At 61.4% G+C, this 26,634-nt stretch carries 26 protein-coding genes; 19 read left to right on the top strand and 7 right to left on the bottom strand.

Features of this window, described 5'->3' with window-relative positions:
* Nucleotides 1-5: 5 nt before the first annotated feature.
* From ACK9YZ_RS26695 to ACK9YZ_RS26740, 10 genes are all read left to right on the top strand, one after another.
* Complete coding sequence (locus tag ACK9YZ_RS26695; RefSeq protein ID WP_416068263.1) at nucleotides 6-473, top strand: Lrp/AsnC family transcriptional regulator; 468 nt, start codon at nucleotides 6-8, stop codon at nucleotides 471-473.
* A gap of 305 nt (nucleotides 474-778) precedes the next feature.
* Nucleotides 779-1,660: a glycine betaine ABC transporter substrate-binding protein gene (locus ACK9YZ_RS26700; RefSeq protein ID WP_416068264.1), complete on the top strand. Its 882-nt coding sequence runs from the start codon at nucleotides 779-781 to the stop codon at nucleotides 1,658-1,660.
* 94 nt (nucleotides 1,661-1,754) lie between these two features.
* The gene (locus ACK9YZ_RS26705) at nucleotides 1,755-2,372 is read left to right on the top strand and encodes an ABC transporter permease (protein ID WP_416068265.1); all 618 of its coding nucleotides are present in this window, start codon (nucleotides 1,755-1,757) and stop codon (nucleotides 2,370-2,372) included.
* Between the two features lie 8 nt (nucleotides 2,373-2,380).
* On the top strand, nucleotides 2,381-3,022 hold the full coding sequence (locus ACK9YZ_RS26710) for an ABC transporter permease (protein WP_416068266.1): 642 nt from the start codon (nucleotides 2,381-2,383) through the stop codon (nucleotides 3,020-3,022).
* On the top strand, nucleotides 3,019-3,948 hold the full coding sequence (locus ACK9YZ_RS26715; protein WP_416068267.1) for an ABC transporter ATP-binding protein: 930 nt from the start codon (nucleotides 3,019-3,021) through the stop codon (nucleotides 3,946-3,948). Before ACK9YZ_RS26710 ends, ACK9YZ_RS26715 begins: the two co-directional genes overlap by 4 nt.
* Before the next feature lie 15 nt (nucleotides 3,949-3,963).
* Nucleotides 3,964-5,043, top strand: coding sequence for an LLM class flavin-dependent oxidoreductase (locus ACK9YZ_RS26720; RefSeq protein ID WP_416068268.1), 1,080 nt, complete (start codon nucleotides 3,964-3,966; stop codon nucleotides 5,041-5,043).
* Nucleotides 5,040-6,359 (top strand): LLM class flavin-dependent oxidoreductase, encoded by a 1,320-nt coding sequence (locus ACK9YZ_RS26725; protein ID WP_416068269.1) that lies wholly within the window; start codon nucleotides 5,040-5,042, stop codon nucleotides 6,357-6,359. Before ACK9YZ_RS26720 ends, ACK9YZ_RS26725 begins: the two co-directional genes overlap by 4 nt.
* Before the next feature lie 11 nt (nucleotides 6,360-6,370).
* Entirely contained in the window at nucleotides 6,371-7,372 is a 1,002-nt protein-coding gene (locus tag ACK9YZ_RS26730) for an ornithine cyclodeaminase family protein (protein ID WP_416068270.1), read from the top strand.
* Nucleotides 7,369-8,856, top strand: a complete 1,488-nt coding sequence (locus ACK9YZ_RS26735; protein ID WP_416068271.1) for an HAL/PAL/TAL family ammonia-lyase — start codon at nucleotides 7,369-7,371, stop codon at nucleotides 8,854-8,856. Before ACK9YZ_RS26730 ends, ACK9YZ_RS26735 begins: the two co-directional genes overlap by 4 nt.
* A gap of 10 nt (nucleotides 8,857-8,866) precedes the next feature.
* On the top strand, nucleotides 8,867-9,673 hold the full coding sequence (locus tag ACK9YZ_RS26740; RefSeq protein WP_416068272.1) for a phosphate/phosphite/phosphonate ABC transporter substrate-binding protein: 807 nt from the start codon (nucleotides 8,867-8,869) through the stop codon (nucleotides 9,671-9,673).
* A gap of 208 nt (nucleotides 9,674-9,881) precedes the next feature.
* Here ACK9YZ_RS26740 and ACK9YZ_RS26745 read toward each other — a convergent pair whose 3' ends face one another.
* From ACK9YZ_RS26745 to ACK9YZ_RS26775, 7 genes are read right to left on the bottom strand one after another with little or no spacing between them, the layout of a single operon-like run.
* The gene (locus ACK9YZ_RS26745) at nucleotides 9,882-10,652 is read right to left on the bottom strand and encodes an SDR family NAD(P)-dependent oxidoreductase (protein WP_216760722.1); all 771 of its coding nucleotides are present in this window, start codon (nucleotides 10,650-10,652) and stop codon (nucleotides 9,882-9,884) included.
* A 16-nt stretch (nucleotides 10,653-10,668) separates the two neighbouring features.
* Nucleotides 10,669-11,643, bottom strand: a complete 975-nt coding sequence (locus tag ACK9YZ_RS26750) for an NAD-dependent epimerase/dehydratase family protein (protein ID WP_416068273.1) — start codon at nucleotides 11,641-11,643, stop codon at nucleotides 10,669-10,671.
* Entirely contained in the window at nucleotides 11,640-12,320 is a 681-nt protein-coding gene (locus tag ACK9YZ_RS26755; protein WP_416068274.1) for an amino acid ABC transporter permease, read from the bottom strand. The genes ACK9YZ_RS26750 and ACK9YZ_RS26755 overlap by 4 nt, the downstream gene beginning before the upstream one ends.
* A gap of 9 nt (nucleotides 12,321-12,329) precedes the next feature.
* Nucleotides 12,330-13,001: an amino acid ABC transporter permease gene (locus ACK9YZ_RS26760; RefSeq protein WP_416068275.1), complete on the bottom strand. Its 672-nt coding sequence runs from the start codon at nucleotides 12,999-13,001 to the stop codon at nucleotides 12,330-12,332.
* A gap of 51 nt (nucleotides 13,002-13,052) precedes the next feature.
* Nucleotides 13,053-13,916, bottom strand: a complete 864-nt coding sequence (locus ACK9YZ_RS26765; RefSeq protein ID WP_216760718.1) for a substrate-binding periplasmic protein — start codon at nucleotides 13,914-13,916, stop codon at nucleotides 13,053-13,055.
* 30 nt (nucleotides 13,917-13,946) lie between these two features.
* A complete protein-coding gene (locus ACK9YZ_RS26770; protein ID WP_416068276.1) occupies nucleotides 13,947-14,855 on the bottom strand; it encodes a polysaccharide deacetylase family protein in 909 nt (302 codons plus the stop codon).
* A gap of 2 nt (nucleotides 14,856-14,857) precedes the next feature.
* The gene (locus tag ACK9YZ_RS26775) at nucleotides 14,858-15,337 is read right to left on the bottom strand and encodes an ureidoglycolate lyase (RefSeq protein ID WP_416068277.1); all 480 of its coding nucleotides are present in this window, start codon (nucleotides 15,335-15,337) and stop codon (nucleotides 14,858-14,860) included.
* A 189-nt stretch (nucleotides 15,338-15,526) separates the two neighbouring features.
* On the opposite strand from ACK9YZ_RS26775, the gene ACK9YZ_RS26780 reads away from it, so the two are divergent.
* The 9 genes from ACK9YZ_RS26780 (at nucleotide 15,527) to ACK9YZ_RS26820 (ending at nucleotide 26,627) form a co-directional block, all read left to right on the top strand.
* Nucleotides 15,527-16,192, top strand: coding sequence for a GntR family transcriptional regulator (locus tag ACK9YZ_RS26780; RefSeq protein WP_416068278.1), 666 nt, complete (start codon nucleotides 15,527-15,529; stop codon nucleotides 16,190-16,192).
* A 65-nt stretch (nucleotides 16,193-16,257) separates the two neighbouring features.
* Complete coding sequence (locus tag ACK9YZ_RS26785) at nucleotides 16,258-17,262, top strand: GlxA family transcriptional regulator (protein ID WP_416068279.1); 1,005 nt, start codon at nucleotides 16,258-16,260, stop codon at nucleotides 17,260-17,262.
* Nucleotides 17,263-17,446: 184 nt separating this feature from the next.
* Entirely contained in the window at nucleotides 17,447-19,129 is a 1,683-nt protein-coding gene (locus ACK9YZ_RS26790) for an ABC transporter substrate-binding protein (protein ID WP_416068280.1), read from the top strand.
* Nucleotides 19,130-19,197: 68 nt separating this feature from the next.
* Nucleotides 19,198-20,211: an ABC transporter permease gene (locus tag ACK9YZ_RS26795; protein ID WP_416068281.1), complete on the top strand. Its 1,014-nt coding sequence runs from the start codon at nucleotides 19,198-19,200 to the stop codon at nucleotides 20,209-20,211.
* Nucleotides 20,212-20,213: 2 nt separating this feature from the next.
* Nucleotides 20,214-21,086, top strand: coding sequence for an ABC transporter permease (locus ACK9YZ_RS26800; protein WP_416068282.1), 873 nt, complete (start codon nucleotides 20,214-20,216; stop codon nucleotides 21,084-21,086).
* Nucleotides 21,083-23,173, top strand: a complete 2,091-nt coding sequence (locus ACK9YZ_RS26805) for a dipeptide ABC transporter ATP-binding protein (protein ID WP_416068283.1) — start codon at nucleotides 21,083-21,085, stop codon at nucleotides 23,171-23,173. The genes ACK9YZ_RS26800 and ACK9YZ_RS26805 overlap by 4 nt, the downstream gene beginning before the upstream one ends.
* Nucleotides 23,174-23,176: 3 nt before the next feature.
* The gene (locus ACK9YZ_RS26810) at nucleotides 23,177-24,439 is read left to right on the top strand and encodes an MFS transporter (RefSeq protein ID WP_416068284.1); all 1,263 of its coding nucleotides are present in this window, start codon (nucleotides 23,177-23,179) and stop codon (nucleotides 24,437-24,439) included.
* On the top strand, nucleotides 24,439-25,869 hold the full coding sequence (hydA, locus tag ACK9YZ_RS26815; RefSeq protein ID WP_416068437.1) for a dihydropyrimidinase: 1,431 nt from the start codon (nucleotides 24,439-24,441) through the stop codon (nucleotides 25,867-25,869). Before ACK9YZ_RS26810 ends, hydA begins: the two co-directional genes overlap by 1 nt.
* Nucleotides 25,866-26,627 (top strand): SDR family NAD(P)-dependent oxidoreductase, encoded by a 762-nt coding sequence (locus ACK9YZ_RS26820; RefSeq protein WP_416068285.1) that lies wholly within the window; start codon nucleotides 25,866-25,868, stop codon nucleotides 26,625-26,627. Before hydA ends, ACK9YZ_RS26820 begins: the two co-directional genes overlap by 4 nt.
* Nucleotides 26,628-26,634 lie beyond the last annotated feature (7 nt).

Here is a 26,634-nt window from a genome sequence, read left to right on the forward strand (position 1 = left end):
TCTGCATGGCCAATCTCGATAGAGCCGATAGGGCGCTGCTTGACGCTGTCCAGCAGAACAATCGCTTGACCTCTGAAGAGCTGGCACGAATCGTCAATCTCTCACCAACTGCCTGTCAGCGACGGCTAAAGCGGTTGCGTGAGGAAGGGGTGATCGAGGCAGACGTGTCGATCGTCTCGCCAAAGGCTGCCGGGCGCGGCATCACCATGATTGTTCTTGTCTCTCTGGAGCGTGAACGGGCCGACATTGTTGATCGTTTCAAGTCGGCGATCCGCGCCACCAAGGAAGTGATGATCGGCTATTACGTAACGGGCGATGCCGATTTCATATTGGTAGTTACCGCCAAGGACATGGAGGACTACGAAGCCTTCACACGTCGGTTCTTCTATGAGAACCACGATATCAAAGGTTTCAAAACCATGGTTGTGATGGATCGAGTAAAAGCTGGCTTCGCTTTCCCGATAGAGAACTGATCGCAAGGTCGAGCGTGTGGGTGAGGTGCGCAGCCCTGGCGACGTTGATTTCAGGCACAGATTCTGTCTCAATGTCTCGTGCAGATAGTTCCGGGTGGTCGGTCACCGCCGACAGGCCGGTTGATAGATAATTATTAGGCTCGATATTCCGCCGCCGATAGGTTGCACCGCGTGTTTCGGCCGGATTCGCAAAGCAAAGGCGATTTTCTCGCAAATTAGTAGAAAATTGGCATGCCATTGCGCGCCCGCCCTGTGTGAAGCCTTTAGAACCGGCGTCGTGAACTCGACAACGAGAGGGGAATGCAATGATTTCGAAGACTATGGTCGGAGCGCTCGTCGGCGCAGTGCTTGCCGCCGCGACCTTCGCACCCGCCCATGCCGATGTCGTCAAGATCGGCAGCAAGAATTTCACTGAACAGTTCGTCGTCGCCGAAATTTACGCCCAGGCACTTGAAAAGGCGGGCGTCGAAGTCGAGCGGCATCTGAACCTCGGCGCCACGCTCGTCGCCCATACCGCGCTGACGAATGGCGATATCGACCTCTATCCCGAATATACCGGAACGGCGCTTGCAGCCGTGGTTAAGGGTGACCTGTCCGGCTCTGCCGACAAGATCTACACGGACGTCAAGGACTATTACGAAAAGAACCTCAAGCTGACGCTTCTCGCGCCAACCAAGATCAACAACGGCTATGCGATCATCACGCTGCCCGAGACGGCCGAGAAGTACAAGCTAAAGACACTAACGGATCTCGGTCCCGTCTCCAAGGACCTGACCTTCGGCGCGGAAGGCGGCTTCAGCGAGCGCAAGGACGGCTTGCCGGGGCTGAAGCAGACCTATGGCATCGAGTTCAAGGAGTTCAAGGTCTTCGCCAAGCTCGGCATCCGCTACAGTGCGCTGACCAACAAGGATCTCGACGTCTCCTACGGCTTTGCGACAGACTGGCAGATTTCCGACAATAAGCTCGTCGTGCTCGACGATGACAAGCACCTGTTCCCGCCCTACTATCTGGTTCCGGTCGTCCGTCAGGACGCGCTCGCCACGAACCCGAAGATCGCCGAGGTCCTGAACAAAATCAGCCCGCTACTCAACAATGAAAACATGCGCGAACTGAACGCCAAGGTCGATCGTGACAAGGAAGAGCCGGCCGATGTCGCTGCCGAGTTCCTGAAAGCGCAGGGCATCTGACCGACAAGACGGTTTTCGCTTTTTCTGGAGACGGAATACGGCCAAACTTGAAGCTTGGCCGTATTGTCGTAATCGCAGATAGGATCGCTCTCTTTTGAACTGGGCACCCAAGCATATTCCCGAGATCGCGCTTGCCGTCTGGCAGCATCTCGTCCTGTCGATCTCCTCGGTGCTGATCGGCTTGGTGATCGCGCTCGTTCTCGGGGTCGTCTGCGCCCGCCGGCCGCGACTCTATGCCTTCGCGCTGACGGTGACCAACATCATCTTCGTTATTCCGAGCCTGGCGCTTTTTGCCCTGCTCATTCCTTTCGTTGGCCTTGGCATGGAACCGGCGTTGATCGGGCTTTCCTCCTATTGTTTGCTCATCCTGCTTCGCAACGTCGTCACCGGGATCCGCGGCGTGTCGCCTGATGTGCTCGATGCCGCCAACGGCATGGGCTATGGTCCGTGGCAGCGGCTCTTCCGCATCGAAATGCCGCTTGCCCTGCCGCTTATCGTTTCCGGTGCGCGCATCGCGCTTGTCACCGTTATCGGCATTGCGACGGTTGCCGCCTTCATCGATGGCGGGGGGCTCGGAACTATCATCCTGATCGGCATCGACCAAGAATATCCCGAAAAGATTCTGGTCGGCGGCATCCTGACGGCGCTGCTGGCGGTCACCTTCGATTTCCTCCTGACGCGGGCCGAAAAGCGCCTCGTCGGCTGGCAGTGAGGCGTTCGATGCTGAGCACGGCCTTTTTCTGGATCATCGGTCATCAGCCGGAGTTCTTCCGGGCGCTTGGACAGCATCTGCTGATGTCGGGCGTGTCGATGGCGATCGCCCTTGCCATCGCGCTGCCGCTGGCGATCTTGATCGTCAATCACGGGCGCTTTGCCTTTGCCGTCATCAACACCGTGAATGGTCTGAGAACCATCCCTTCCCTGGCGATCCTCGCCATCATGCTGCCGCTGCTCGGCATCGGCCTCATGCCGTCTATCGTGGCGCTGACCGTGCTCGCCCTGCCGCCGATCCTGCTCAATGCTTTCGTCGGTCTTCGCGACGTGGATCCCGACGCGGTGGAGGCGGCGATCGGCATGGGCATGAACCGTGGCCAGGTGCTGCGTAAGATCCGCATTCCGCTTGCCGCTCCTGCCATGTTTGCCGGCGCCCGTACCGCTGCCGTCCAGGTTCTCGCCGGCGCAACGCTGGCACCCTTCATCGGCGGTGGCGGGCTCGGCGACTTCATCGCCACCGGCATCGGCGTGATGGACATGTCGCGCCTGCTCGTCGGGGCCGTACCGATCGCAATCCTTGCCCTTGCCACCGAATTCATTCTCGGCCGCGTCGAGAAATTGCTGTTTTCAGAAAGAGCCGCTGCATGATCCGCATGGAGAACGTCACCAAGCGTTATGGCGACAGCGCAGCGCCTTCGGTCGATAATCTGACGCTCGATGTGCCTGAGGGATCGACCGTTGCGCTGATCGGACCGTCCGGCTGCGGCAAGACGACGACGATGCGCATGATCAATCGGCTGATCGAGCCAAGCGAAGGGCGCATTTTCGTCAATGGCGAGGATGTGACGGGTGCCGATCCCGTCAAGCTTCGCCGCCATATCGGCTATGTCATCCAGAATGTCGGGCTCTTTCCGCACATGACGATCGCCGAAAACGTCGCCGCGGTGCCGAATTTGCTCGGCTGGGAGAGGGCACGGATTGCGAGGCGCACCGATGAACTGCTCGATCTCGTTGGCCTCGATCCGGCCGAAATGCTGAAACGCTATCCGCGTCAGCTCTCTGGCGGCCAGCGGCAGCGCATCGGCGTCGCCCGCGCCCTTGCCGCCGATCCGTCGGTGCTTTTGATGGACGAGCCTTTCGGGGCGATCGACCCGATTGCAAGAAGCCGCCTGCAGGACGAATTCCGCCAGATCCTCAGGCGTATGCGCAAGACCGTGGTGCTCGTTACCCATGATCTTGATGAGGCGATCCGCCTCGGCGACCGCATCGCCATCATGCGCTCAGGCAGGATTGTGCAATATGATACGCCCGATACCATTTTGTCCAAGCCGGCCGACGCCTTCGTATCCAGTTTCGTCGGCGTTGACCGGGCGATCAAGCGCCTGAGCCTGTTTACGGTTGCCGATGCGATGATTGCGGGGACACCGTCATCGCCGGCCGCAAGAGTTGCGGTCACCGCCAATCTGCGCGATGCGTTGTCGCTGATGGTCGCGGCCAATAGTGACGTGCTTGCTGTTGTCGAGGATGGCGATGTGACCGGGCATCTGACGCGCGACGCCATCTTTTCCATTTGAGTGCAGGAGCCCCGGATGTATCTCGGCCTTTCGCTTACCCCCTTTGGTCACCATCCCGCGGCCTGGCGCGAGGCGGCGCATGTCGAAAACCTCGGCTTTGATGCGCTCTCGTCCCAGGTGGCACAAGCAGAGAGCGCCGGCTTCGATTTCGTCCTGCTCTCCGATCGGATGGGGGTGAGGCCGGTCGATGATCTCTCCCCCGTTGCCACGCCTTTCGAGCCGACGACGCTCATCGCCGCGCTTGCAACAAAGGCATCCCGCATCGGCTTCCTTGGAGCCGCCTCGACGCGCCAGCACGAACCCTACAATCTCGCCCGTCGTTTTGCCTCGCTCGATCAGATCAGCAAGGGGCGGACCGGATGGGTCGTTCTTCCGGCGGCCGGGGAGTTTGCCCGCGACCGGGAATATGTTGATCTCGTCAGTGCTCTCTGGGACAGCTTTGAAGACGACGCCTTCGTCTATGACAAGGCGGAGGGCCGCTTCTTCCAGCCCGGCAAGATGCATGTGCTCCATCATCACGGTGAGCATTTTGCGGTGCGCGGCCCCCTGAACGTTAATCGCTCACCGCAGGGAAGGCCTGTTATCGCCCAATTGCTGAGCGCAGAAAGCAAGGGGCTCGCTGCCCGCGGCGCTGAACTTGCCCTGCTTCAGGACGCAACGCCGGAAAGTGCAAACGAGACCGCGGCCGACTTCGTGCGCCTGGTCGAAGCGGCGGGGCGCAGGCGGCGGGACGTGCGGATATTGGCGAATATCGTGCCGGTCGTCGCAGAGAGTTCCGAAGCGGCGCAGGCGGCAAGCCAAGCGCTCCAGTTCGGCGAGGCGGAGCGGAAAGGCCAACCGCTTTCTGCTGCCCGTCTCGTCGGCACGCCAGCCGAAATCGCCGCCTCCATGCGACAGTGGTTTGAGCTCGGCCATGTCGACGGCTTTACGATTTTGCCGCCGACACTTGCGATCGGCAATCTGTTCCTGACGGAGGTGGTCCGGGAATTGCGCGGCCTGGGCTTGCTTAAGGCCAAGACCGGCCAGACCTTGCGCGATCGGCTTGATCTTGTCCGCCCGGCTCATCCTTCGACAATTCTGGAGCGTGCACCATGAGTTTCGATCGGAAAATGAGGCTCGGCGCCTTCCTGATGGCGGGCGGTCATCATATCGCTGCCTGGCGCCATCCCGACGCTCATGCTGAGGCCGGCGTCGATATCGATCATTTCATCGCGCTCGCGCGTATAGCCGAGCGGGGAACCTTCGACATGGTCTTCGTCGAGGATGCCGCCGCCATCCGCGAGCGCAATCCCGACATGGCAAGCCAGGCGGCCCGCTCGACCGCTTTCGAGCCCCTGAGTCTATTGGCTGCCCTTGCCGTCAACACATCGCATATTGGCCTCGTCGCGACGGCGTCGACGACCTATAACGAGCCCTATAGCCTTGCCCGAGCATTTGCTTCGCTCGACAGCTTAAGCGGCGGTAGGGCGGGCTGGAACCTCGTCACCTCGGCAAGCGAGCTCGAGGCCGAAAATTTCGCAAGCAGCGGCCTGCGGCCACATTCGGAACGGTATGAACGTGCCGAAGAATTCGCCGATGTGGCACTTGCCTTGTGGGACGGCGTTGAACACGGCGCCTATCTGCCTGAAGACGCAACGGTTTTTGCCAATCGTGCCAAGCTTCATGTGCTCCGCCATCACGGCAAGCACTTTGCCGTCGAAGGCGTGCTCGAAAGCCTGCCTTCGGCCCAGGGCCGGCCAATCATGGTGCAGGCCGGCGCCTCCGATGTTGGAAAGGATCTGGCCGCCCGCACCGCCGACATCGTTTTTGCCGCTTCGCAGACGCTTGCCGAGGCAAAGGCCTATTATGCGGACGTAAAATCGCGGCTCGCCAAATACGGACGCAAGCCCGACGACGTCAAGATCATGCCCGGCATATCGCCTGTAGTCGGTGCAACGGAAGCCGAGGCCAAGGCGAAGTATCGAGCGCTGCAGGAGCTGATCCCCGATGCCGTCGGTGTCGCCCTGCTCGCGAGCTATCTTTCGATCCAGGATCTGTCGGCCTATCCGCTCGACGGGCCACTGCCCGACATGCCGCAGACCAATCTCATTCAGAGCCGGCAGCAGTTGATCATCGATCTCGGCCGACGCGAGAACCTCTCGATCCGCGAACTCGCCCGCCATTTCGCCGGTGCGCGCGGCCACTGGCAAGTTGTCGGAACGCCGACCCAGGTTGCCGATGCGATGGAAGAACGCTTTCGCGAGGGGGCTGCTGATGGTTTCAATGTTATGGCGCCGCTTTTCCCCTCCGGTCTTGAGGATTTCATCACCCATGTGGTGCCGGAACTGCGCCGCCGTGGCCTCTTCCGCGAGGAATACGAGGGTCGGACGCTGCGCGCCAACCTCGGTGTCGGCGCGCCAAGCAAACGATAAATGAGATGACAATGGACCCGATCTACATCGACTATCTGAACGCCTTCGATATCGAGGCGCTCGCCCTTACCGACGCTGAGATCCTGGCCGCGATCGAAACCTCGCTTTCGGCCCAGGGCAGGGGCGAGACGGTGATCGAGCCGCGGGTGCATCTGGAACCGGATGCCCGCTTCCACGGGCATTTCAATGTCCTGCGCGGCTATGTGGCGCCGATCGCGCTTGCCGGCGTGAAGGTGGTCGGCGATTATGTGGACAATTACAAGCTCGGCTATCCCTCGGAATTCGGCGTACTCAACCTCTTCGACCCGCGAACCGGCGTGCCGAAGGCGATTCTCGATGCGACCGTCATCACCGATATGCGCACGGGTGCGGTCACCGCGCTCGGCGCCCGACATCTTGCCCGCAAGGGCTCCAAAGTGCTTGGCCATATCGGTGCGCGCGGTACGGCCTATTGGAACGTCCGCCTGCTCGACCATCTCTTCGATTTCGATGAGATCCGCGTGCATTCCCGGCGGCCTGAAAGCCGCGACGCCTTCGGCGCCAAGCTGGAGACCGATCTCGGCAAGAAAATCACCGTGGTTGACAACTGGCGCGACTGTGTCGAGGACGCCGACATCGTCGTCGAGGCTTCGCGCCTTTCGGCGCCGGAGCCGATGCTGAAGACGGAATGGATCAAGAAGGGCGCCTTCGTGGTACCTTACGGGACGATGAGCGCGGTGGAACTGTCGCTGACCGATATCATGAACAAGCTCGTCGTCGACGACTGGGGTCAGTGCAAGACCGGCAAATTCGGCTCGCTGCGAGCCCATGTTGAAACCGGCCGGCTCTCGGAACTGACGTTGCATGCCGAGCTTGGCCAGATCGTCGCCGGGCTGAAGCCGGGGCGGCAGAGCGAAGACGAGACGATCCTGCTCTGGCACCGCGGCCTATCTCTCAGCGACATCGCACTCGGGCATGCGATGCTTACCAAGGCGCACTCGGCCGGTATCGGCCAGAGGCTGCGTTTTGCATGACAAGCGTGGTGCTCACCGGTTCCGGCATTTCCATTGCCGATATCGTTGCCATCGCCAGGCAGGATGCCGTGGTCGGGGTAGCCGATCCGGTGCGCGAGCGGCTGATCGCAGCGCGGCGTATCCTTGAAAACGCAGCCGCAGGCGGCCAGCAGATCTACGGCATGAATACCGGGCTTGGTGCCAATCTGAAGACCGCCGTCACCGGTGATTTCGTTGCCTTCCAGTTGCAGTTGATCCGCGGTCGCGGCATGGCCGTCGGCGATCCCTTGCCGCGCGACGCGACCCGTGCGGTCATCGCCGCCAGGCTGGCGATGCTGGCTGTCGGCGGATCCGGCATTTCGCTATCCGTCTTTGAGGCACTGCTTGCGATGCTGAATGCCGGCGTTCATCCGGCTATGCCGTCGATCGGCTCGATTGGCGCTGGCGACCTTGTTTTGCTTTCGGCCATGGCGCGCGTGCTTGTTGGAGAGGGCAGGGCCGAATATCGAGGCTCTGTCTATCCGGCAGACGAAGCTCTCAGCCTTGCTGGGCTCGTGCCCGTGACACTGCGGCCGAAGGACGGCATTTCGCTTCTCAACGCTTCGGCCGTCTCCGCGGGCCTCGGGACCCTTGCCCTTTACGATGCGGAAAGATTGATGAATGCTCAGCGCGAGGCGGCGGCTTTGAGTTTTGAAGGGCTCGGCGGCAACCCGCTCGTGCTGTCGCCCGGTATCCAGGCAGCCCGGCCTGCTGCCGGTCAGGCCGCGGAAGCAGAACGCTTGCTGCAAGCGCTTGTAGGCTCCTCTCTCTTCGAAGCGGCGGCTGCGATCCAGGATCCGCTCAGCCTGCGCTGTCTTGCACCCATCCACGGAGCGCTCGCCGAGGCGCTGTCGCGGACGAAAGATGCGGTCGAGATCGAACTCAATGCCGCAGCCGACAATCCGGTTGTACTGGTGGAGGAAGGAAGGGTGCTGTCAACCGGCAACTTCCACACGCCGTCGCTATCGCTCACCTTCGAAACGCTCGGCCTTGCGATTGCTCAAAGCGCTGGCGCCGCTGCTGCGCGCTTCATCCAACTCACCGGATCCGGCCGCAGCGGCCTGCCCCGCAATCTTTCACCGGTCGGCGGGCCGTCGGCAGGTTTCGTGCCTTTGCAGAAGACCGTCGCGGCACTCATGGCGTCCATTCGTCATAAGGCCAATCCTGTGATGTTGGACTTTCTTTCGGTCTCCGAGGGCGTTGAGGATCACGCAACGCAATCGGCCCTTGCGGTTCAGAAACTGGCTGACATGCTCGACCTCTGGCGTTTTCTCATCGCCTGCGAACTGCTGGCTGCCGCCCAAGCGGTCGACCAGCGTCCAGGGCACCGCTGCGGCGAGGCGACGGCAAGGATTTATGCGATGGTCCGCGAGGCCGTGCCGCCAATGCACGAGGACCGTCCACTCGGCGAAGACGTGGCAGTGCTTGCGTCCCGTATTTTGGATGCCGGTCAGGCGGGAGCGTAGCTGAAGAGTAATGGGTATTGCCAGCATAGCGATGTATGTCTCACCCGAGCCGCTTGCGGAGGCCACGGCCGCGCTCTGGTCGTTTCTGCGCGACCGGCTGGCGGCGGCGGGGCTTGCCGGAGTGCCGGACACACTCGATTGGGACCTCGCCTATGACGCGGCCTGGCTGCGGCCGGACCTCTTGCTCTCCCAGACATGCGGGTACCCCTATGTGAGACATTTGCGAGGCAGGGTCCGGCTGGTGGCTACGCCGGCCTATAGCCAACCGGGTTGCTCTGGCGCGCTGATGCGTAGTTTCATCATCGCGGGTCGGGACGCGGGCATTCACACGCTTGAAGATTTGCGCGGCACGGTCGCCGCGATCAATAGTCCGGACAGCAATTCAGGCGCAAATCTCTTTCGCGCGGCGATCGCGCCGCTCGCTGGCGGCAGCCCTTTCTTCGCAGATGTCCTGGAAACGGGCGGCCATGGTGCGAGCATCGATGCCGTTGCGCAAGGGGTGGCCGATTGCGCCGCGATCGATTGCATCACATTCGCCAATATTCAACGCTTCGATCCGGAGCGCGTCGAAGCTGTCCGCATTGTCAGCGAAACGCCGTCGGGACCTGGCCTTCCCTTCATAACGGCTGCCGATGCAAGCGACCGGCAGGTCGCTCTCATCCGGGAGGCGCTCGGTGCTGCCATCGGCGAAGCTTCGCTCGCGCCTGTGCGCGAGACGCTGGGCCTTGTTGATTTCGTGGCTCTCTCCGATGCCGACTACGAGCCGCTGCTGACATTCGCCCGACACGCCGAGGAGGAGGCCTTCGGTGATTTCTAGGTCCGGCCGTTCCTCGCGGGTTGACCTGGCGGTGCGAAGAAGTGCCAAAAATTCGCTGTGGCATGGTCCGGTCAACATTTAAGGCGACATCAGAACACTCCGTTTAAAGACGGATTGAACGTAATCCCCGTCGTGTGTAACGGGCACTCCTCGCGTTTATGAGCGCGAGGAGTGCAAAATTGATAGGTCCTTCAGCGCAGGCACGCGTTCAGGCTGCCATCCAGCCGCCATCGACGAGCAAATTGTGCCCGGTAATGTACCTCGCCTCGTCACTGGCCAGGAACAATGCCGCATTGGCGACGTCGGAAGGCCGTCCCAGACGGGTCATCGGCGTTCGCCTGTGCGAGTAGTCCAGCATGTCAGGGGCTACAGCGCGTCCCGACTTGCCCGTCAGGATCTTTCCAGGGGCGACCGCGTTACAGATGATGTTGTCCTTGGCGTAGTCGGCGGCAATCTGCTTTGTCATATAAACGAGGCCTGCCTTGCTGACGCCATAAGCGAAATCGCCGGGCGCCGAAATCATACCGTGCTGCGATGAGATATTGATGATGCGTCCGCGGGCCTCGTTGACGACATCCTGCTTGAGCATGATGCGGACCGCTGCCCGGCTGCAGAGGAAGGCGCCTTTCAGGTTGACATCCATGACGCGGTCCCAATCGGCTTCCTCGGTTTCGGCAAGCGGCGCTGGCGCATGGATCGCGGCATTGTTGACAAGGATGTCGAGCCGGCCGAAACGGGCCGCACTTTGTGCAAATACGTGTTCCACCTCGTCCGTCCTGGCGATGTCGGCCCTGATGAACATCGCATTCGAGCTGATGGCAAGAAGAGCGTCGAGCACCGGCGGGCCGCCCTCGACGACATCCGAGGTGATGTCGACGGCAACGATGTTGGCCCCTTCCTCGCAAAATCTGCGGGCGATCGAACGCCCGATACCCGAGGATGCGCCGGTGATGACGACGGTCTTGTTGTTCAGCCGCATGGCCTAGCCTCGCTTCTCATAGAGGGGTACCGATTGCCGCAAGCCAGGACCGATAGTCATCAGCGGCAGTACGACCCGAAAAACGCGGGTGGAAACCGACATCCCTGCCAATGCGGGCAATATCGAGTGCCGCGCGATCCTTCGCCAATCCGAATACCACATTGGGCTTTTCGGCCCCGCTGGCGATGTGCCATCCATGCGCCCAGGGCGCCGTTTCCAGCTGTTCGCACCAGTCGGCGACATCCGTCATCGATCCTCCGCCCAGATTATAGAGGCCGTTGCCCAGATGATCGGCGAGCAGCAGGGCCACAAGACCCAGTCCGGCATCGCGACTGTAGAGCCAGTCGCCGGTGAGCCGGCGTGGAAGCACGACATGCTCGCCTCGCCGCCAAAGGTCAACGACCTGGGCGTGCGGGCTCAGAAGCGGCCGCAGGCCCGTCTTGTATTCCCAGGGACCATAGACTGGTCCGAGCCGGGCGATCGTCAGATCGATGTCATAGAGGCCGGCAAGGCGGCGTGCTGCATCTTCGGCGGCAAGCTTGGTGATGCCGTAAAGGCTCTGCGGCGCCGGTACGGCCTCGTTTTCCCGATACGTGGCGCTTGCGGGCGGGATCTCGCCGTAGACCGCGACGCTGCTGGCGAGCAACACCTTCGGACGCCGCTTCAGTCGCGATAGTGCACGCATCAAGTTGGTCGTGCCGCCGATGTTCACGGCAACGATGGATGATGGATCGTCCATTTCGGCAGCCCGATCCGGCGTCACGGCGGCGAGATGAACGACCGCTTCTGGCTCCGTCGCGGCGAGCAGCGCTTCCAGCGCCTTGCCGTCGGTAATGTCGCCGCGGTGGAACGGTAGCCAACCCAGGACGCCCGCAAAGGCTTCCGGCATCGGATCCCGTCCGAACAGCACGACCTCTCGGCCGGCTGCTTGCAATGTCTCGGCAAGGGCAAGCCCTACGAAGCCTGTACCACCGGTGATAATGACGCTCATCGTTGGTTTCTCCCGATGATGGCGCGCCGCTCCATGCGGGAAACCCAATGAGAGAATGGCCACAGCATGATGAAGAAGATCACTGCTGCGGCCGTCAGCGGCGTCGGATTATAGGTCTGCTCCTGAGCGACGCGCGCCGAACGCAGAAGCTCCGGAAGTGCGACCATGGAGGCGATCGACGTCGTCTTGACGAGTTCGAGTGAATTGCTGGCGAGTGGCGCAAGCACCTTTCGAAGCACCTGGGGAAGGATGATCAGCATCATCGTATGGCCACGATGCAGGCCGAGGGCGGCCGCCGCCTCATGCTGCCCTTTATTTATCGACTGCAGCCCGGCACGAAAGATCTCGCCGAAATAGCCGGTATTGTTGATCACGAGCGCCACAACGACGGCGGTGAAATTTCCAAGCGTGATCCCGAAGAAAGGTAGGCTGTAGAAGATGAGGATCAGCAGGACGATGACAGGGAAGGATCGCAGCAGATCGATCAATACGATCACGACGCGACGGGTGAGCGAGCCGCCGAAGCTGTAGAGGATTGCAACGGCAAGGCCGGTCATGATCGACAGGGGCAGGGTGACGAGCGCCAGAAGGACGGTCAGCTCAAGGCCTTGCAGAAGCAGAGGATAGATCTGCAGGAAGGAGGCGGGGCTTGCAAAATTCTGAAGAAAGAGATCCATGGCTGCGCCTCACTGCGATCGGGAAAAACGCTTTTCCAGGACCCGGCTCAGCCAGACCAGCGGAATGAAGAACGCAAGATAGAAGCCGGCGGCAAGCGTCAAAGGCGAGGGATTGGCGTGGATCGACATGGCGCTTTGTGCGCTTCCCAGCGCTTCGGGAAGCGAAACGGCAGCGCCGAGCGCCGTGCCCTTGGTGATGGCGATGGCCCTGTTGGTGACGAGCGGAATGGCAAGACGGATCGCCTGCGGGAGGATCACCAGCCGCATGGTGACGAAACGGGAGATGCCCAGGGCCTGCGCTGCCTCCCATTGCCCCTTCGGCACCGCCATGATGGTCGCCCAGAAGATCTCGGCCGAAAAGGCGGCAAGCACTGCTGCAAGTGCGAGCGCAGTGGCGAGAAAGGGGGAGAGAACCACGCCCATATAAGGCAGGCCGAAATAGATGAATATGATGATGACCAACTGCGGCAGCGTCCGGAAGACCTCGACATAGATCGTGACCAGCGCGTTGAGGATGCGATTATGGGTGGAGCGAAGAAGCGCGAAAAGCAGCCCGGTCGTCACGCCGATGACGATGACGCAGACCGCAACTTCGACCGTAACCAGAAAACCGCTGAAGACGTCAGGCAGCGCCTGCGCCATGATCGCGCGGTTGAAGTAGTTCTCAAGGATCTGATCCATCTACTCCTCGCAAGGAAACCCGACGCGGCAGCCGCCGCGCCGGTATTCAGGTCAATTGCAAGTCAGATCATGGGGCTTTTCATCATAGCCCTTGAAGCCCGGAGCGCCGTATCCGGGATAGATCGTCGTCAGCGACGTTCCGTCTGCCGGCTTTTCGCCGTACCATTTTTCGTAGAGCTGAGCCATCGTACCGTCTTTCTTGAGGCACTCGATGGCTGCCTCGACCTTGTCGCGATAGGCTTCGTCACCATAGCGGAAGGCATAGCCGAAGTTGCGCCCGTTGAAGTCCTTGAAGCCGACTTCGATCGCCGGGTTCTTGCTTGCGGCGTAGACGGTCGTCGGAATCTCGTTCAAGGCGGTGAAGGCCCGACGGGTGATGACGGCCTGCACCGAGTCTGGGAAAGTCTCGTAGCGCTGCACTTCGAAGCCGTATTTTCCGGCATTCTCGGTCGCCCAAGTATCGGAGATCGTGCCGCGGTTGACGGCGACCGTCTTGCCTTTCAGCCCGTCGAAGCCATCGAGCTTCGTGCCCTTGGCGACGATGAAACCATTGCCCGTCGCAAAGAAGGGCTCGGTGTAGAGCATTTTTTCCGACCGCTCCTGGGTGATATTGAGCGGGTTGACGGTGAACTCGATCCGCTTCGAAAACAGCGCTGCAAACAAGCCGGAAAAATTGATGTCCTGGATGTCGACCGAAGGCCGGTCGATCTTTTTCGAGATCGCGTTGATGAGATCGACACCGAAACCTTCGGGGCCGTTGGCGCCGCGCACCATCCAGGGTGCGACGCCGAAATCCGAACCGACGACCAGAGGCTGGTCCTGCGGGTGATCGTCGGCAAGAGCGGGTGCGCCGGAAAACCCGATGGTTGCAAGCGCGGTCAGAAGTGCGATTGAGCTGATTGTTCTTATTGTCATTGCATTCCCCTTTTCTTCCGTTGGTGTTGATTATGACGGCTGGTGGTAGCGGTGCCAGTGCCTGGCGATGTCGGCGCGGCGGCAGATCCAAACGCCGTCGTGGCGAGAGACATGATCGAGAAAGCGCTGCAGCCCGGCGGCCCGACCGGGATGCCCGGCGATGCGCAAGTGCAGGCCGACCGACATCATTTTCGGCGCGTGTCGGCCCTCGGTATACAGGAAGTCGAATGCGTCGCGCAGGAACTGGAAGAACTGGTCGGCGGTCGCCATTGCACCGCGCATAAACTTGGCGTCGTTGTTTGTAAGACTGTAGGGAACGATTAGGTGGTTACGGTCGCCGACCCTGACCCAATAAGGCAGCTCCTCGTTGTAAGCGTCGCTGTCGTAGGAGAATCCACCATGTTCGACCAGCAGCTCGCGCGTGTTGACGCTTGGACCGTATCGGCAATACCAGCCTTCCGGCGCCGTGCCGATCGAGCTCCTGATGCTTTGCGCGGTTCTGGCAATACGCGCGCGCTCCTCGTCCAGCGAAAGGCCGCGATGGTGCTCCCAGCGCCAGCCATGCGCGCAGACGTCGAACCGGCTCGCGCGCAGATAACCGGCGATCTCGGGATTTCGTTCGAGCGCCAAGGCGCATGCCATGACGGTCGCCGGCAGACTGCGCTCTTCCAGCAATCCCGCCAGCCGCCAGAATCCGACGCGGCTTCCATATTCGAACATCGATTCTGCGGCGAGATCACGGCCCGCAAACGAGCCTGAACCGCCTTCGGTCAGCGCAGCCTCGCTGGATGCATCGCCGTCTGGGATGGAAGGCTCGGAGCCTTCCTCGACGTTTAGGACGATGTTCAGCGCCAGACGGGCACCGTTCGGCCATTTGGGATCGTAGCCTTTTGCGCCGTAGCCGACAAAATCCCGCGTCAGGTGCCTCACAGGTTCCATCCCTAGGCCTCCCGCTTGATCGCGACAGGGGTCGGCAATTCGTAGAACTCGTCGTTCGCTGCCTTGTCGGTGATCCCCATCGTCACGAAAAACTCTGCAGGCGCGGTGAGGGCGGAAAGCGGGGCGTGCCAGACGTTACGCCTGTAGATCACGCCCTGACCGGGACCTGCCTCATAGGCATGGATTTGATCGAGGTTGGGGCTTCCGTCGGAATTACTCGGGCAAATGACGACGAGGAAGCGAGTATCGCGCAGCGGAACGAACGCCTGATCGGAAAAGGGATGCCGTTCCAGGAACCTGACCTGCGCCGGAAGGTCTGTCGCCTCGACCACCTTCGACACCCAGAAAGCCCGGCGCATATCGCCATGATCATGTGTGAAGTCGATCGAAAGGGCTCGCCTGCGCTGATCGCCTCGATGCTCGATGACATCGCCGAAATCCGAGAAATCGGCCTGATTAAGCAATTGGACAATCCTGCTCACATCAACTCCATATAAATCCCACTGGGATACCACTGGGGCACGGGGTGAAGTTAGCGACAAAAAAATATCTTTGTAAAGCGCAAATCCCGGAGACGAGCGATGAATAAACCAGCGGGATCCCGCTGGGATTGCGTGGCGTGGTTTCATCGTCTATGAGAAGATGGGCGAGGAAATTCTCAAGGACGGAAAGTGGCGGACGAAACAAACCTCCCTGCGGGACGTGATCAGACAAAAATCTCCGAGCAGGCCTATCAATACCTGAGAAGCCTGATCCTCGCCCGTGAGCTCGGTCCCGGCGATGTGTTCACCGAGCGAAAACTTGCCGAACAAATCAATGCGTCACGCACGCCGTTGAGAGCGGCGATCAACCGCCTTGTCGGTGAAGGGCTGGTATCGCGTCTGTCGAATGGCAGCATCGTCATCAGGCAGGTGGCGATCGAAGAGTTGATGGAGATCCTCGTGATCCGCCGCCTTCTCGAAGGCGAGGCTGCTGCACAAGCTGCTCATCGCAGCACGCCCGGCAGTGTCGATGCCATATTGGAAAAGAGCCGGGCGATCGCCGCTGATCCGAGCTTCGACTTCGATCCGTTCTGGGAATACGACGACGAATTCCATCTGTTCATCGCGGATGCCAGCGGCAAGCCGCTGCTGGCGCAACATATCCGCAACCTTCGCGACAAAGCCCGCATGGCCCACGTCGTTCGCATGGAAAAGAATTTCGAGCAGCAGGCGCTTGAACACATTGCTGTCCTGGAGGCGGTTGCCGACAAGAAGCCCGAAGAGGCGCGTCAGGCCATGGCGATCCATATCGACCGCGTGCGCGAGCGCTTCATGCGCTGGCTGTTTACCGATTAGCCGCTCGCTGGGAAGCATCGGGAGATCCGACCGGCACCGATCGAGCGATGCGATGGAGCTTGTCGATGACGGAGCAAAGCTATTCACTGAAACAGCTGGCGCAAGGCCAGCGCCCGATCCGGATCGGCTTTTACCTTGTGCCGGACTTCCCGCTCATGACCTTTGCCGCGGCGCTCGATTCGCTCAGACAGGGCAATCGTCTGGTGAAGCGAAAGGCGTTCGAGTGGATGATCCTGTCGGCCGATGGAAACCGCGTCAATTCGAGCAGTGGTCTCGGCTTCGACGCCGATGCGCCGATTGCCAGGGCGCCACGCTGCGACGTCGTCATCCTCTGCGCCGGCATCAATTATGCCGATGCCTATGATGCCAATGTCTTTGCCTGGCTGAGGCGCCTTCATTCCGAGGGCTGTGTACTTGGAGCCGTGAGTACCGCGGTCTTTTTCCTTGCCAAGGCCGGCCTGTTGGAGGGGCGGCGTTGCGCTGTTCACTGGGAGTCGCTTGCAAGCTTCCGCAGCGAGTTTCCAAACTGTCTTGCCACGGACGACATTTTCGCGATCGACGGCCGTTTTCTGACCTCATCGGGTGGCACCGTCACGCTCGACATGATGCTCTACCTCATTGCCGCCGTCGAAGGCCGGGAACTCGCATCGCTGATTTCGGACCAGTTCAATCACGCACGCATCAGACGCCAAGACGACGTCCAGCGCATGTCGCCGGAAGACCGGTTCGGCATCAGGAACGCCAAGCTTGCCTTTGCGGTCCGCCGCATGGAGGCAAGTCTCGGCGATCCGCTCGACATTTCTGATCTTGCCGACAGCGTAGCATTGTCGCTGCGGCAGCTCGAACGGCTTTTCCATGCCAATCTCGGCAAAAGCCCGAGCAGTTTCTATATCGAGCTTCGCATGACCCGCGCCCGCGAGCTCTTGACCTATACGGAGCTTTCGGTCGGCCAGATCGCCGAGATCTGCGGCTATCAGTCGGCCTCGCATTTCGGCCGCTCATACCGGACACGCTTTGGCGAGAGCCCGGCAGCAGCCCGAAAGGCGGGCAGGGAGGTAACCATCACCTGAACAATGTCGGTTCACGCAGAAAACATGTCGGTTCACTGCATGTCACAGACATTCATCCCGTTCTAATTTTTAGGGAGACGGATGGATGACGGGCAAAAAGCCCGCTGCGGCTGGTTCTGGGAGCAAAGCTTGCCAGGCGGCCCGACCAACAAGAATTGGGAACAGTTAAAGCGCGAACCTGGAGATGACTACCGTGGACAAGACACAGCATTCCTATATCCCGACACTAGTCGAAGAAATGTCATCCGGCACGATCGGCCGACGCGACTTCCTGCGCAAGGCGACGTTACTTGGCCTGTCAGCGGCAGCCGCCTATTCCATGGCCGGTGTTGCCATGCCTGGCGCCGGTGCGCAGGCCGAGGACATGCCCAAGGGCGGAAACCTGCGCATCGGCATGCGCTGCATGGAAATCAAGGATCCGCATCTGGCAGATTTCGCGGAAAAATCCAACGTCATCCGCCAGGTCTGCGAATATCTGACCTTTACCGACCGTAACAACATCACGCATCCTTATCTTCTGGAAAAGTGGGAGGCGAGCGACGACCTGAAAACCTGGACTCTCCACATCCGCAAGGACGTCAAGTGGCGCAAGGGCGGCAAGCCGCTGACGGCTGACGACGTCGTCTGGAACCTGAAGCGCGTCAGTGATCCGAACGTCGGCTCCTCGGTGCTCGGTCTCTTCACCGGCTATCTCGTGCAGGAATACGAGACAGGCGAGAAGGACGAAAAGGGCAATGCGAAGAAGTCGAGCAAGCTCTGGGCCGACAACGCGATCGAGAAGGTCGACGACTACACTGTGCGCCTGAACTGCTTCGCGCCGCAGATCGCCGTACCCGAGCATCTCTACCACTATCCGATGTTCATTCTCGATCCGGCCGATAACGGCGCCTTCGGCCCCGACGCCAACGGCACCGGTCCGTTCGAAATGACCGAATATACGGTCGGCAAGGGTGCCAAATACAAGGCGCGAACCGATTATTGGGGCACGGGTCCCTATCTCGACACCTTCGAATATGTCGACCTCGGCGACAATCCGGGCGCCGGTATCGCGGCGATGGCCTCCAAACAGGTCGATGGTCTGTCGGAAGCCGACGCCGTACAGATCAATTCGATGAAGAACTTCCCGCATGTCGCCGTCTACCAGGTCGAGACGACCCAGACCGTGGTCGCGCGCATGCACCCGGATATCGAGCAGTTCAAGGACAAGCGCGTGCGCCAGGCCATGCGTTATGCCATCGAACGCGACAAGGTGATCCAGACCGCCCTTCTCGGTGCCGGCGCGCCAGCCGAAGACCATCACGTGGCGCCGTCACATCCCGAATACGCCGCCCTTCCCAAATATCCGCGCGATATCGAAAAGGCCAAGAAACTGCTTGCCGATGCCGGTTATCCCGACGGCTTCGAATTCGACATGGTGACGCGCCCCGATCCGATCTGGGAACTCAACACCGCCCAGGTGCTTGCCCAGCAGTTCGCCGACATCGGCGTCAAGATCAACATCAAGGCGCTGCCGAGCGCCCAATATTGGGAAGTCTGGACGACGGCGCCTTTCAGCCTGACCGCCTGGGGCCACCGCCCGCTGGCGATCATGACGCTGTCTCTTGCCTACCGGTCGAATGCTGCATGGAACGAATCGAACTATTCCAATCCGGATTTCGATAAGCTCCTGACCGAGGCCGAGGGCATCCTCGATCCGAAGGAGCGCAGCAAGGTCATGGCCAAGATCGAGGCGATCATGCAGGATGACGGTCCGATCGTTCAGCCGTTCTGGCGAGTCTTCTCGACCGTCATGGACAAGAAGGTCAAGGGCTTCGAACTCCATCCTTCGCAATATATCTTCGCGCATCAATACGCGATCTCGGCCTAATCTTGAGCCGGCATCCGGTCGCGCTTGCGCGGTCGGGTGCCGGCGCAGACCTCGGATACCTTTGGGCTATGGCGAATTTTCTCCTCCGACGACTGGCGATGATGATCCTGACGATGCTGTGCGCCTCGTTTCTCGTCTTTGCCGTCTGCGAATTTACGCCGGGCAGCGTGGCACGCAAATCGCTCGGTCCCTTCGCAACCCAGCAGCAGGTCGATCTGCTCACCGAGAAGCTCAAGGCAAACGATCCGCTTCTCGTGCGCTATGGCCGCTGGCTCGGCGTGCTTATCGGCGCCATTCCCGATCCGCTTCAGGATCCTGCCACCGGCCTGAACTTCAAGGATCCGCGCGGTGCCCAGTATTTTGGCAATTTCGGCTATTCGACCTTGAACAAGCTTCCGGTCAACGACGTCATCTGGGATCGGCTCGGCAATACAGCGATCCTCGCAGGTCTTGCCTTCCTGCTGATCGTTCCGCTGTCGATCATCTTCGGCGTCCTGTCGGGGCTCAAGGAAGGCGGCGTGCTCGACCGCACGCTCTCGGTCATCTGCATCACCTTCACCTCCATCCCGGAATTCGCTTCAGGCGTTTTCCTGGTGACACTTTTCGTCATCCTCTGGCCGATCCTGCCCGGAACGAGCCCGCTCAATAGTGATGGTGGATGGGCGGTTCCCTACCAGTTCGTCCTGCCGGTCGCTGTCCTTGTCATCTACGATTTCGGCTATGTTGCCCGCATGATCCGGGTCTCGATGATCGGCGTCATGGAACGGCCCTATATCCGCACGGCCATCCTCAAAGGCATGAGCACCCGCCGCATGGTGCTTTCCCATGCGCTGCGCAATGCGATGATCGCGCCGTTCACCGTGCTTCTCCTGCAGATCAACTTTCTGATCAGCGGCGTCGTGGTCACCGAACTCGTCTTTGCCTATCCGGGTTTTGGACGGCTCATCCTCGAAGCGAGCCTCTTTGGCGACATGGCCACGCTTGAGGCCGCCACGCTCATCACCGTCGCCGTCGCTGTTGTCACGCAGCTGCTCGGCGACCTTGGCTACATGCTGCTCGATCCTCGCATCCGGGTGAGATAATCATGGCCTTACAGGACGTTATTGCTCAAGTTACAGCACCCGCCAAACGCACCGCCCGTCCGAGCTGGATGCGTATTCTCCATTCGCGCACGGCACTTGTCGGTCTCGCACTCGTGCTCTTCTGGGTTTTGGCGGCACTTCTGGCGCCAATTTTGCCCTTGCCGTCGCCGACGGATTCCGACGTCATGGCCATGGCCAACCCCTATCCGTCGGCCGCCCACTGGCTTGGTACGGACATTCTCGGGCGCGATGTGCTGGCGCGGCTGATCTTCGGTGCCCGCACCGTGCTCTCCGTTGCGCCGCTGTCGGTTGCCGTGGCGATGGTCGTCGGCATCACGATCGGCATGATCGCCGGCTATTACGGCGGCTGGATCGATGCCCTGATCAGCCGTTTCTCGGACATCATCCTGGCCTTCCCGGTCCTCGTCATCTACGTCATCCTGATCGCCAATATAGGGCCGTCGGTGTTCAATATCGTCATCGCGACGACGATCGCTTCGGCACCCGGCATTGGCCGCATCACCCGCGGCCTCGTGCTCGGCCTGAAGGAACAGGAATATATCTCGGCGGCGAAATTGCGCGGCGAGAGCACGATCTACATCATGCTCGTCGAGCTACTGCCGAACTGCCGCAGCCTGCTCATCGTCGATGCCTGTCTGCGCATCGGTTACACGATCATCACCATCGGCATCCTCGGTTTCCTCGGGCTCGGTCTGCCGCCGCCGAACCCGGATTGGGGCGGCATGGTCAAGGAGAGCGTGACAGTTCTCAACGTCTGGCCGCACATGTCGCTCATTCCCTCCTTTGCTCTCGTCACCCTGGTCCTCGGCTTCAATCTCCTGGCCGACGGCATGCGGGAGGCCTGGAAGCCATGAACATTCTCGCCTCCAATCTTCAAGGAGCGGCCATGTCCATCACGCCCATGACCGATCAGGCACCCGTCCTCGATATCAGGAACCTGCGCATCGAGTTTCGCGGCAAGGCCGAGACGGTGGTCGCCATTCCCGACCTGTCCTTTTGCGTTAAGCCCGGCGAAAGTTATGGCCTTGTCGGTGAATCGGGCTGCGGCAAGAGCACGACGGCCATGGCGATCATGGGGTACCTCGGCAATACCGGTGTGATTGCCAATGGCAGCATCCGCTTCAACGGCAAGGAACTCGTCGGCGCCTCGGCCAGGGATCTGCGCTCGATCCGGGGGCGTCAGATCGCGATGGTCTACCAGGACCCGATGAGCGCGCTGAACCCGGTCAAGACGATCGGAGCCCAGCTTGCCGAAGTGCCGCTCCTGCATCTCGGCGCCACGAAGGCCGAGGCGATCGCTATGGCAGAAGCGATGCTCGCCGATGTGCGCCTTGCCGATCCAGGCGACATGCTCAAGCGCTACCCGCACCAGCTGTCGGGTGGTCAACAGCAGCGCGTCGTCATCGCCATGGCGCTGCTTGCCAAACCTTCGCTCCTGCTTCTTGACGAGCCCACCACCGGCCTCGACGTGACCGTCGAAGCAGCGGTCATCGATCTCATAGCGGAGCTTCGCCAGCGTTATTCCACAAGCCTGCTCTTCATCTCCCACAATCTCGGCCTGATTGCCGAAAGCTGTGATCGCCTCGGCATCATGTATTCCGGCGAGATGGTCGAGGAGGGGACGACGGGCGAGGTATTCCGTCGGCCCCGACACCCCTATACCCGCGGCCTGATCGATTGCATTCCCGACATTGCCAGCGACAAGCGCAGCCGCACGCTCGCCGCCATTCCCGGCCATATCCCGCTCCCCTCGGAGCGGCCCGTCGGCTGTCTCTTCGCTCCGCGCTGCACGAGTTTTTCTGCCGGGCAATGCGATCAGCTAGGATTGAGGCTCGAGGAGGCGGATGAGGGTCATCTGGTGCGCTGCCCCCGCTGGCAGGAGATCCCCGATGTGTCGCAGGCGCCGGCGCCCCGGCACAATGAACGTGGCGAGCCTGAGACCGCGATTGCGCTGTCCGAGGTCAGCCGGCTCTACGCAATCGGCTATCAGAAGACAGTCAAGGCCAATGAAGCGATCTCCTTCGATGCGGCCAGGGCCGAGATCGTCGCGCTTGTCGGCGAATCGGGTTGCGGCAAGTCGACGCTCGCACGCATCGTCACCGGGCTCGACAAGGCAACGTCTGGTGAGATCCGCATGGCGGGTGACAATATCGCCGAGCTGCAGGCTCGTGAGCGGCCGCGCAAAATGCTGCAGCAGATCCAGATGATCTTCCAAAACCCGGACAGCACGCTCAACCCGTCGCATCCGGCGGCTTTTTCGATCCGCCGCTCGATCAAGAAATTCGGCATCCGCAAAGGCAAGGCCGAGATCGAGAAGAGGGTGCAGGAGCTTCTGGAAATGGTGCGTCTGTCGCCTGCCGTCGCCGATCGCAAGCCGAGCCAGCTGTCGGGCGGCCAGAAGCAGCGTATCGCGATTGCGCGTGCATTCGCGGCCGAGCCCAGCCTGATCGTCGCCGACGAACCGGTTTCCGCGCTCGACGTCTCGGTCCAGGCCGCCATCGTCACGCTGCTCCTCGACATCCAGCGGGAAAAACACGCGACGATGCTGTTCATCAGCCATGACTTGTCACTCGTGCGCCACGTCGCCGACAAGGTCGTGGTCATGTATCTCGGCAAGATCATGGAGCAGGGGAGCGTCGAGGAAGTCTTTGGTGAAGGCGCGCATCCCTATACGGAAGCGTTGCTGTCGGCGATCCGCAGCCCCCATCCGGACGAGGCGCCGCGCCAGCGGATCCGGCTTTCAGGTGAAACGCCGAGCCCGATCAACGTGCCGGCTGGCTGCCGCTTTGCAACGCGCTGCCACCGCAAGGTCGGCTCGATCTGCGATACCGTTGCCCCACCGTTGCGCAGGATGTCTGATACGCACGAAATTGCCTGCCACATCGACGAGGACGAGCTTGCAGCCCGTCCCTCGGTGCTGGTGCGCCCGGGAAAGGCGTGAGCAATGGTCCCTCCCGATAATGCGGTTGCCGGCCTCCAGCCGAAGACGGCAAGGTTTCGTGCGATCCTGCATGTCATGGCGAGCATCCTAATCGTCGCAACCGGCAACTCGCTTCTAACGACGACCGTCTCGTTGCATCTGAGCGACCCGGCGATCGATCCCCAGGTCGTGCAGCTCTTGCTGACGGCGTTCCCCATAGGCTTTCTCGCCGGATGCCTGTCTGCGCGCCTGCTGGTCGGCCGCTACGGCCACGAGCGCGCCTTTCTGGCTGTCGCCGCACTCGCAGCATTCGGTGCCTGCGGCTACATGCTGACGCAGGCACCAGCTGTCTGGTTCTGCCTGCGTCTGATCAACGGCTTTGCCATCGCCACGCTCTTCGTCGTCGCCGAGAGCTGGATCAACCTCTATGCCGACCAGAAGAACCGCGGAGCCTATTTCTCCCTCTACATGCTGATGACCTCGCTTGCGACCCTGTCTGCGCAATTACTCGTCGAGGCCACCGGACCGGGTTCTCCGCATCTGTTTGAGATCGTGCTCGGCGTCATCCTATGCGGGCTAGCCTACGCCCGCCTTGTCGGCGCACCCTGGCCAGCCTTGCGCGTGTCGGCGGCTGCAGAAACAGAGGGGACGGGAAGCGTCCAGTTGAGGCATTGCTTCGGCGTCTGGCAGCTGGCAGCCCTCGCGCCGGTCACCGTCGTCGGCGTGTTTCAGGCCGGCATGACGAACATGAATGTCTACACGATGACACCGATCTATGCCGAACGCGTCGGGATCGATGCGGCTTCGGCCGTCACGCTGGTGACGGCCTTCAGCCTCGGTGGCATGCTCGCGCAGGCGCCCGTCGGATGGCTTTCGGACCGCATCGACCGGCGCATCTTGCTGCTCGTTCAAGGCCTGGTCGCAGCCGGGCTCTGCGCCGCGATCGCCTGGCCCGGCTCGCATCCGCAGATCCTGCTTCTCGGACTGTTCTTCGCCTACGGGTCCGTCGCGCTGACAATCTACCCGGTCGCCATCGCCTATGCCAATTCGCAGCTCGACAGCCGCCACATGGTCTCGGCGTCCGGAGGGCTGCTGCTCCTTTATTCGATCGGTAACATCATGACACCCGGGGCTGCTGCAGGGCTGATGGACCGGTTTGCCCCGCAGGCGCTCTTCCTGCTTCTCGGCGGCGGCGCATTTCTTGTCGCCGTCGCCGCCTGCCTCAACCTGTCGCGCCATCGATCGGGCGGCACCAAACTCTGCCTCGAACCGGGAGGATGCGAATGATGTCCGAACACCCCTTTGATCTCGTTATCCGAGGCGGTCGTGTCGTGCTGCCTGATGCGACGAAGCAGATCGACATCGGCATTCGCGACGGGCTGATCGTTGCTCTCGATGAGGATCTTGGAGAAGCCCATCGCGAGGTCCAGGCCGAAGGCCGCCTCGTCCTGCCCGGCGGCGTCGACACACATTGCCACATGGACCAGCAGCCATGGGAGGGGAAGTCGACGGCCGACGATTTCAATACAGGCACGCTCTCGGCCCTTTGCGGCGGCACGACCACCGTCGTGTCCTTCGCCATGCAGATGCGCGGCCAGTCGCTGCGCGCGATCGTCGAGGACTACCATGAGCGCGCCGGCCCGAAGGCCCGTATCGATTATGGCTTTCACCTGATTGTCGGCGACCCGTCCGCCGAGGCCCTGCGAGAAGAGATCCCCGGCCTGATCGCCGAGGGATGCACGTCGATCAAGATCTACCTGACCTATGACGGCCTGAAGCTCGACGACTACGAGGTACTGAACGTTCTCGATCTTGCCCGCGCTCAAGGCGCGATGGTGATGGTGCATGCCGAAAATGATGCCTGCATCCGCTGGCTGACGGAAAAATTCATCGCCGCACGCAAGACGCAGCTTCGCTATCATGAAAAGGCGCATTCGGAAATCGGCGACCGGGAGGCGACCTTCCGGGCGATCAGCCTTTCCGAGCTGATCGAGACGCCCATTCTCGTCAGCCACGTCGCGGCCGGCGGAGCCGTCGAGGAAATCCGCCGGGCCAAGGCACGTGGCCTGCCGATCTATGCGGAGACCTGCCCGCAATATCTTTTCCTGTCGGCAGACGATATCGACACGCATGACCTGTCGGGCGCCAAATGCGTCTGCACACCGCCACCGCGCGATAAATCCAACCAGCCCGCCATCTGGACCGGCATCCTGGACGGGACGCTTGAGGTTTTCACCTCCGACCACTCGCCCTGGCACTATGCGGACAAGATTGCCGGCGGCCCCAATACGCCTTTTCACCGGATCCCGAACGGCATTCCGGGCATCGAGACGCGCCTGCCGCTGCTGTTTTCGGCCGGTGTCAACGGTGGCCGGATGTCGCTTCAGAAATTTGCGGATCTGACGGCCGGCGCACCGGCAAGGCTTTTCGGCCTTCATCCCCGCAAGGGCCGCATTGCTCTCGGCGCCGATGCCGACCTCGCGATTTGGGATGCGGCCCGCTCGGTGACGATCACCAATTCGGCCCTGCACCACAATACCGATTACACACCCTATGAAGGGCAGACCATCAAGGGCTGGCCGATCATGACGATCTCGCGCGGCGATATCGTCTGGGACGACGGCAAGGTGCTCGCCGAGCCGGGCCGCGGGCAATTCATCGCGCGCGAACGTCCCTTCCCGCCGCAGCAGGCGCTTTCGAAGGTTCTCGCGTCATGAGCGGCTCCGCAGCCCGCCTTGGCGGCAAGGTCATGCTCATCACCGGAGCGGCAAGCGGTATCGGCACGGCAATCGCCCGGCGCTGTGTCGCCGAAGGCGCTTCGGTGATCTGTCTCGACCAAGCGAGCGCAGATGTTCTGGCGCTCGCCGAGGCGCTCGGCCGATCGGCGATCGGCGCCGCATGCGACGTGACCGACGCCCGGTCCGTCAAGGCAGCCGTCGAGATCGGGTTGGCGCGCTTCGGCCGCCTCGACGGGTTGGTGCACAACGCGGCAGCACCCTCGCGCGACGGCACCGTGATCGACCTTGCCGAGCAACAGTGGCAGCTGGAAATCGGCGTCAGCCTGACGGGCGCTTTTCTCGTCAGCAAATACGCGCTGCCGGCGATGATTGCGGCAGGCGGGGGTTCGGTCGTCTTCATCGCCTCGCAATTTGCCCATGTCGCCGTCGGCAAGGCGGTTGCCTATTGCGCGGCCAAGGCCGGGCTCGTGCATCTTGCCAAAGCGATGGCGGTCGATCACGCGGCCGACGGTATTCGCGTCAATTCCCTGTCGCCCGGTGCGGTCGCCACGCCGCGGCTGTTGCAGCGCTTTCCCGACCTCGACGCCGCCGGTGCTGCGCTCGGCCCGGCCCATCTTCTCGGCCGCATCGCTCAGCCGGATGAGATTGCCGCGTCTGCTGCCTTTCTCCTTTCGGCGGATGCTTCCTTCGTCACCGGCACCGATCTACTCGTGGACGGCGGCTATGCGACGCGCTGACATGCTG

This window comes from Rhizobium sp. ZK1 (assembly GCF_047782645.1).
In the GTDB taxonomy this organism is placed as follows: Bacteria; Pseudomonadota; Alphaproteobacteria; order Rhizobiales; family Rhizobiaceae; genus Rhizobium.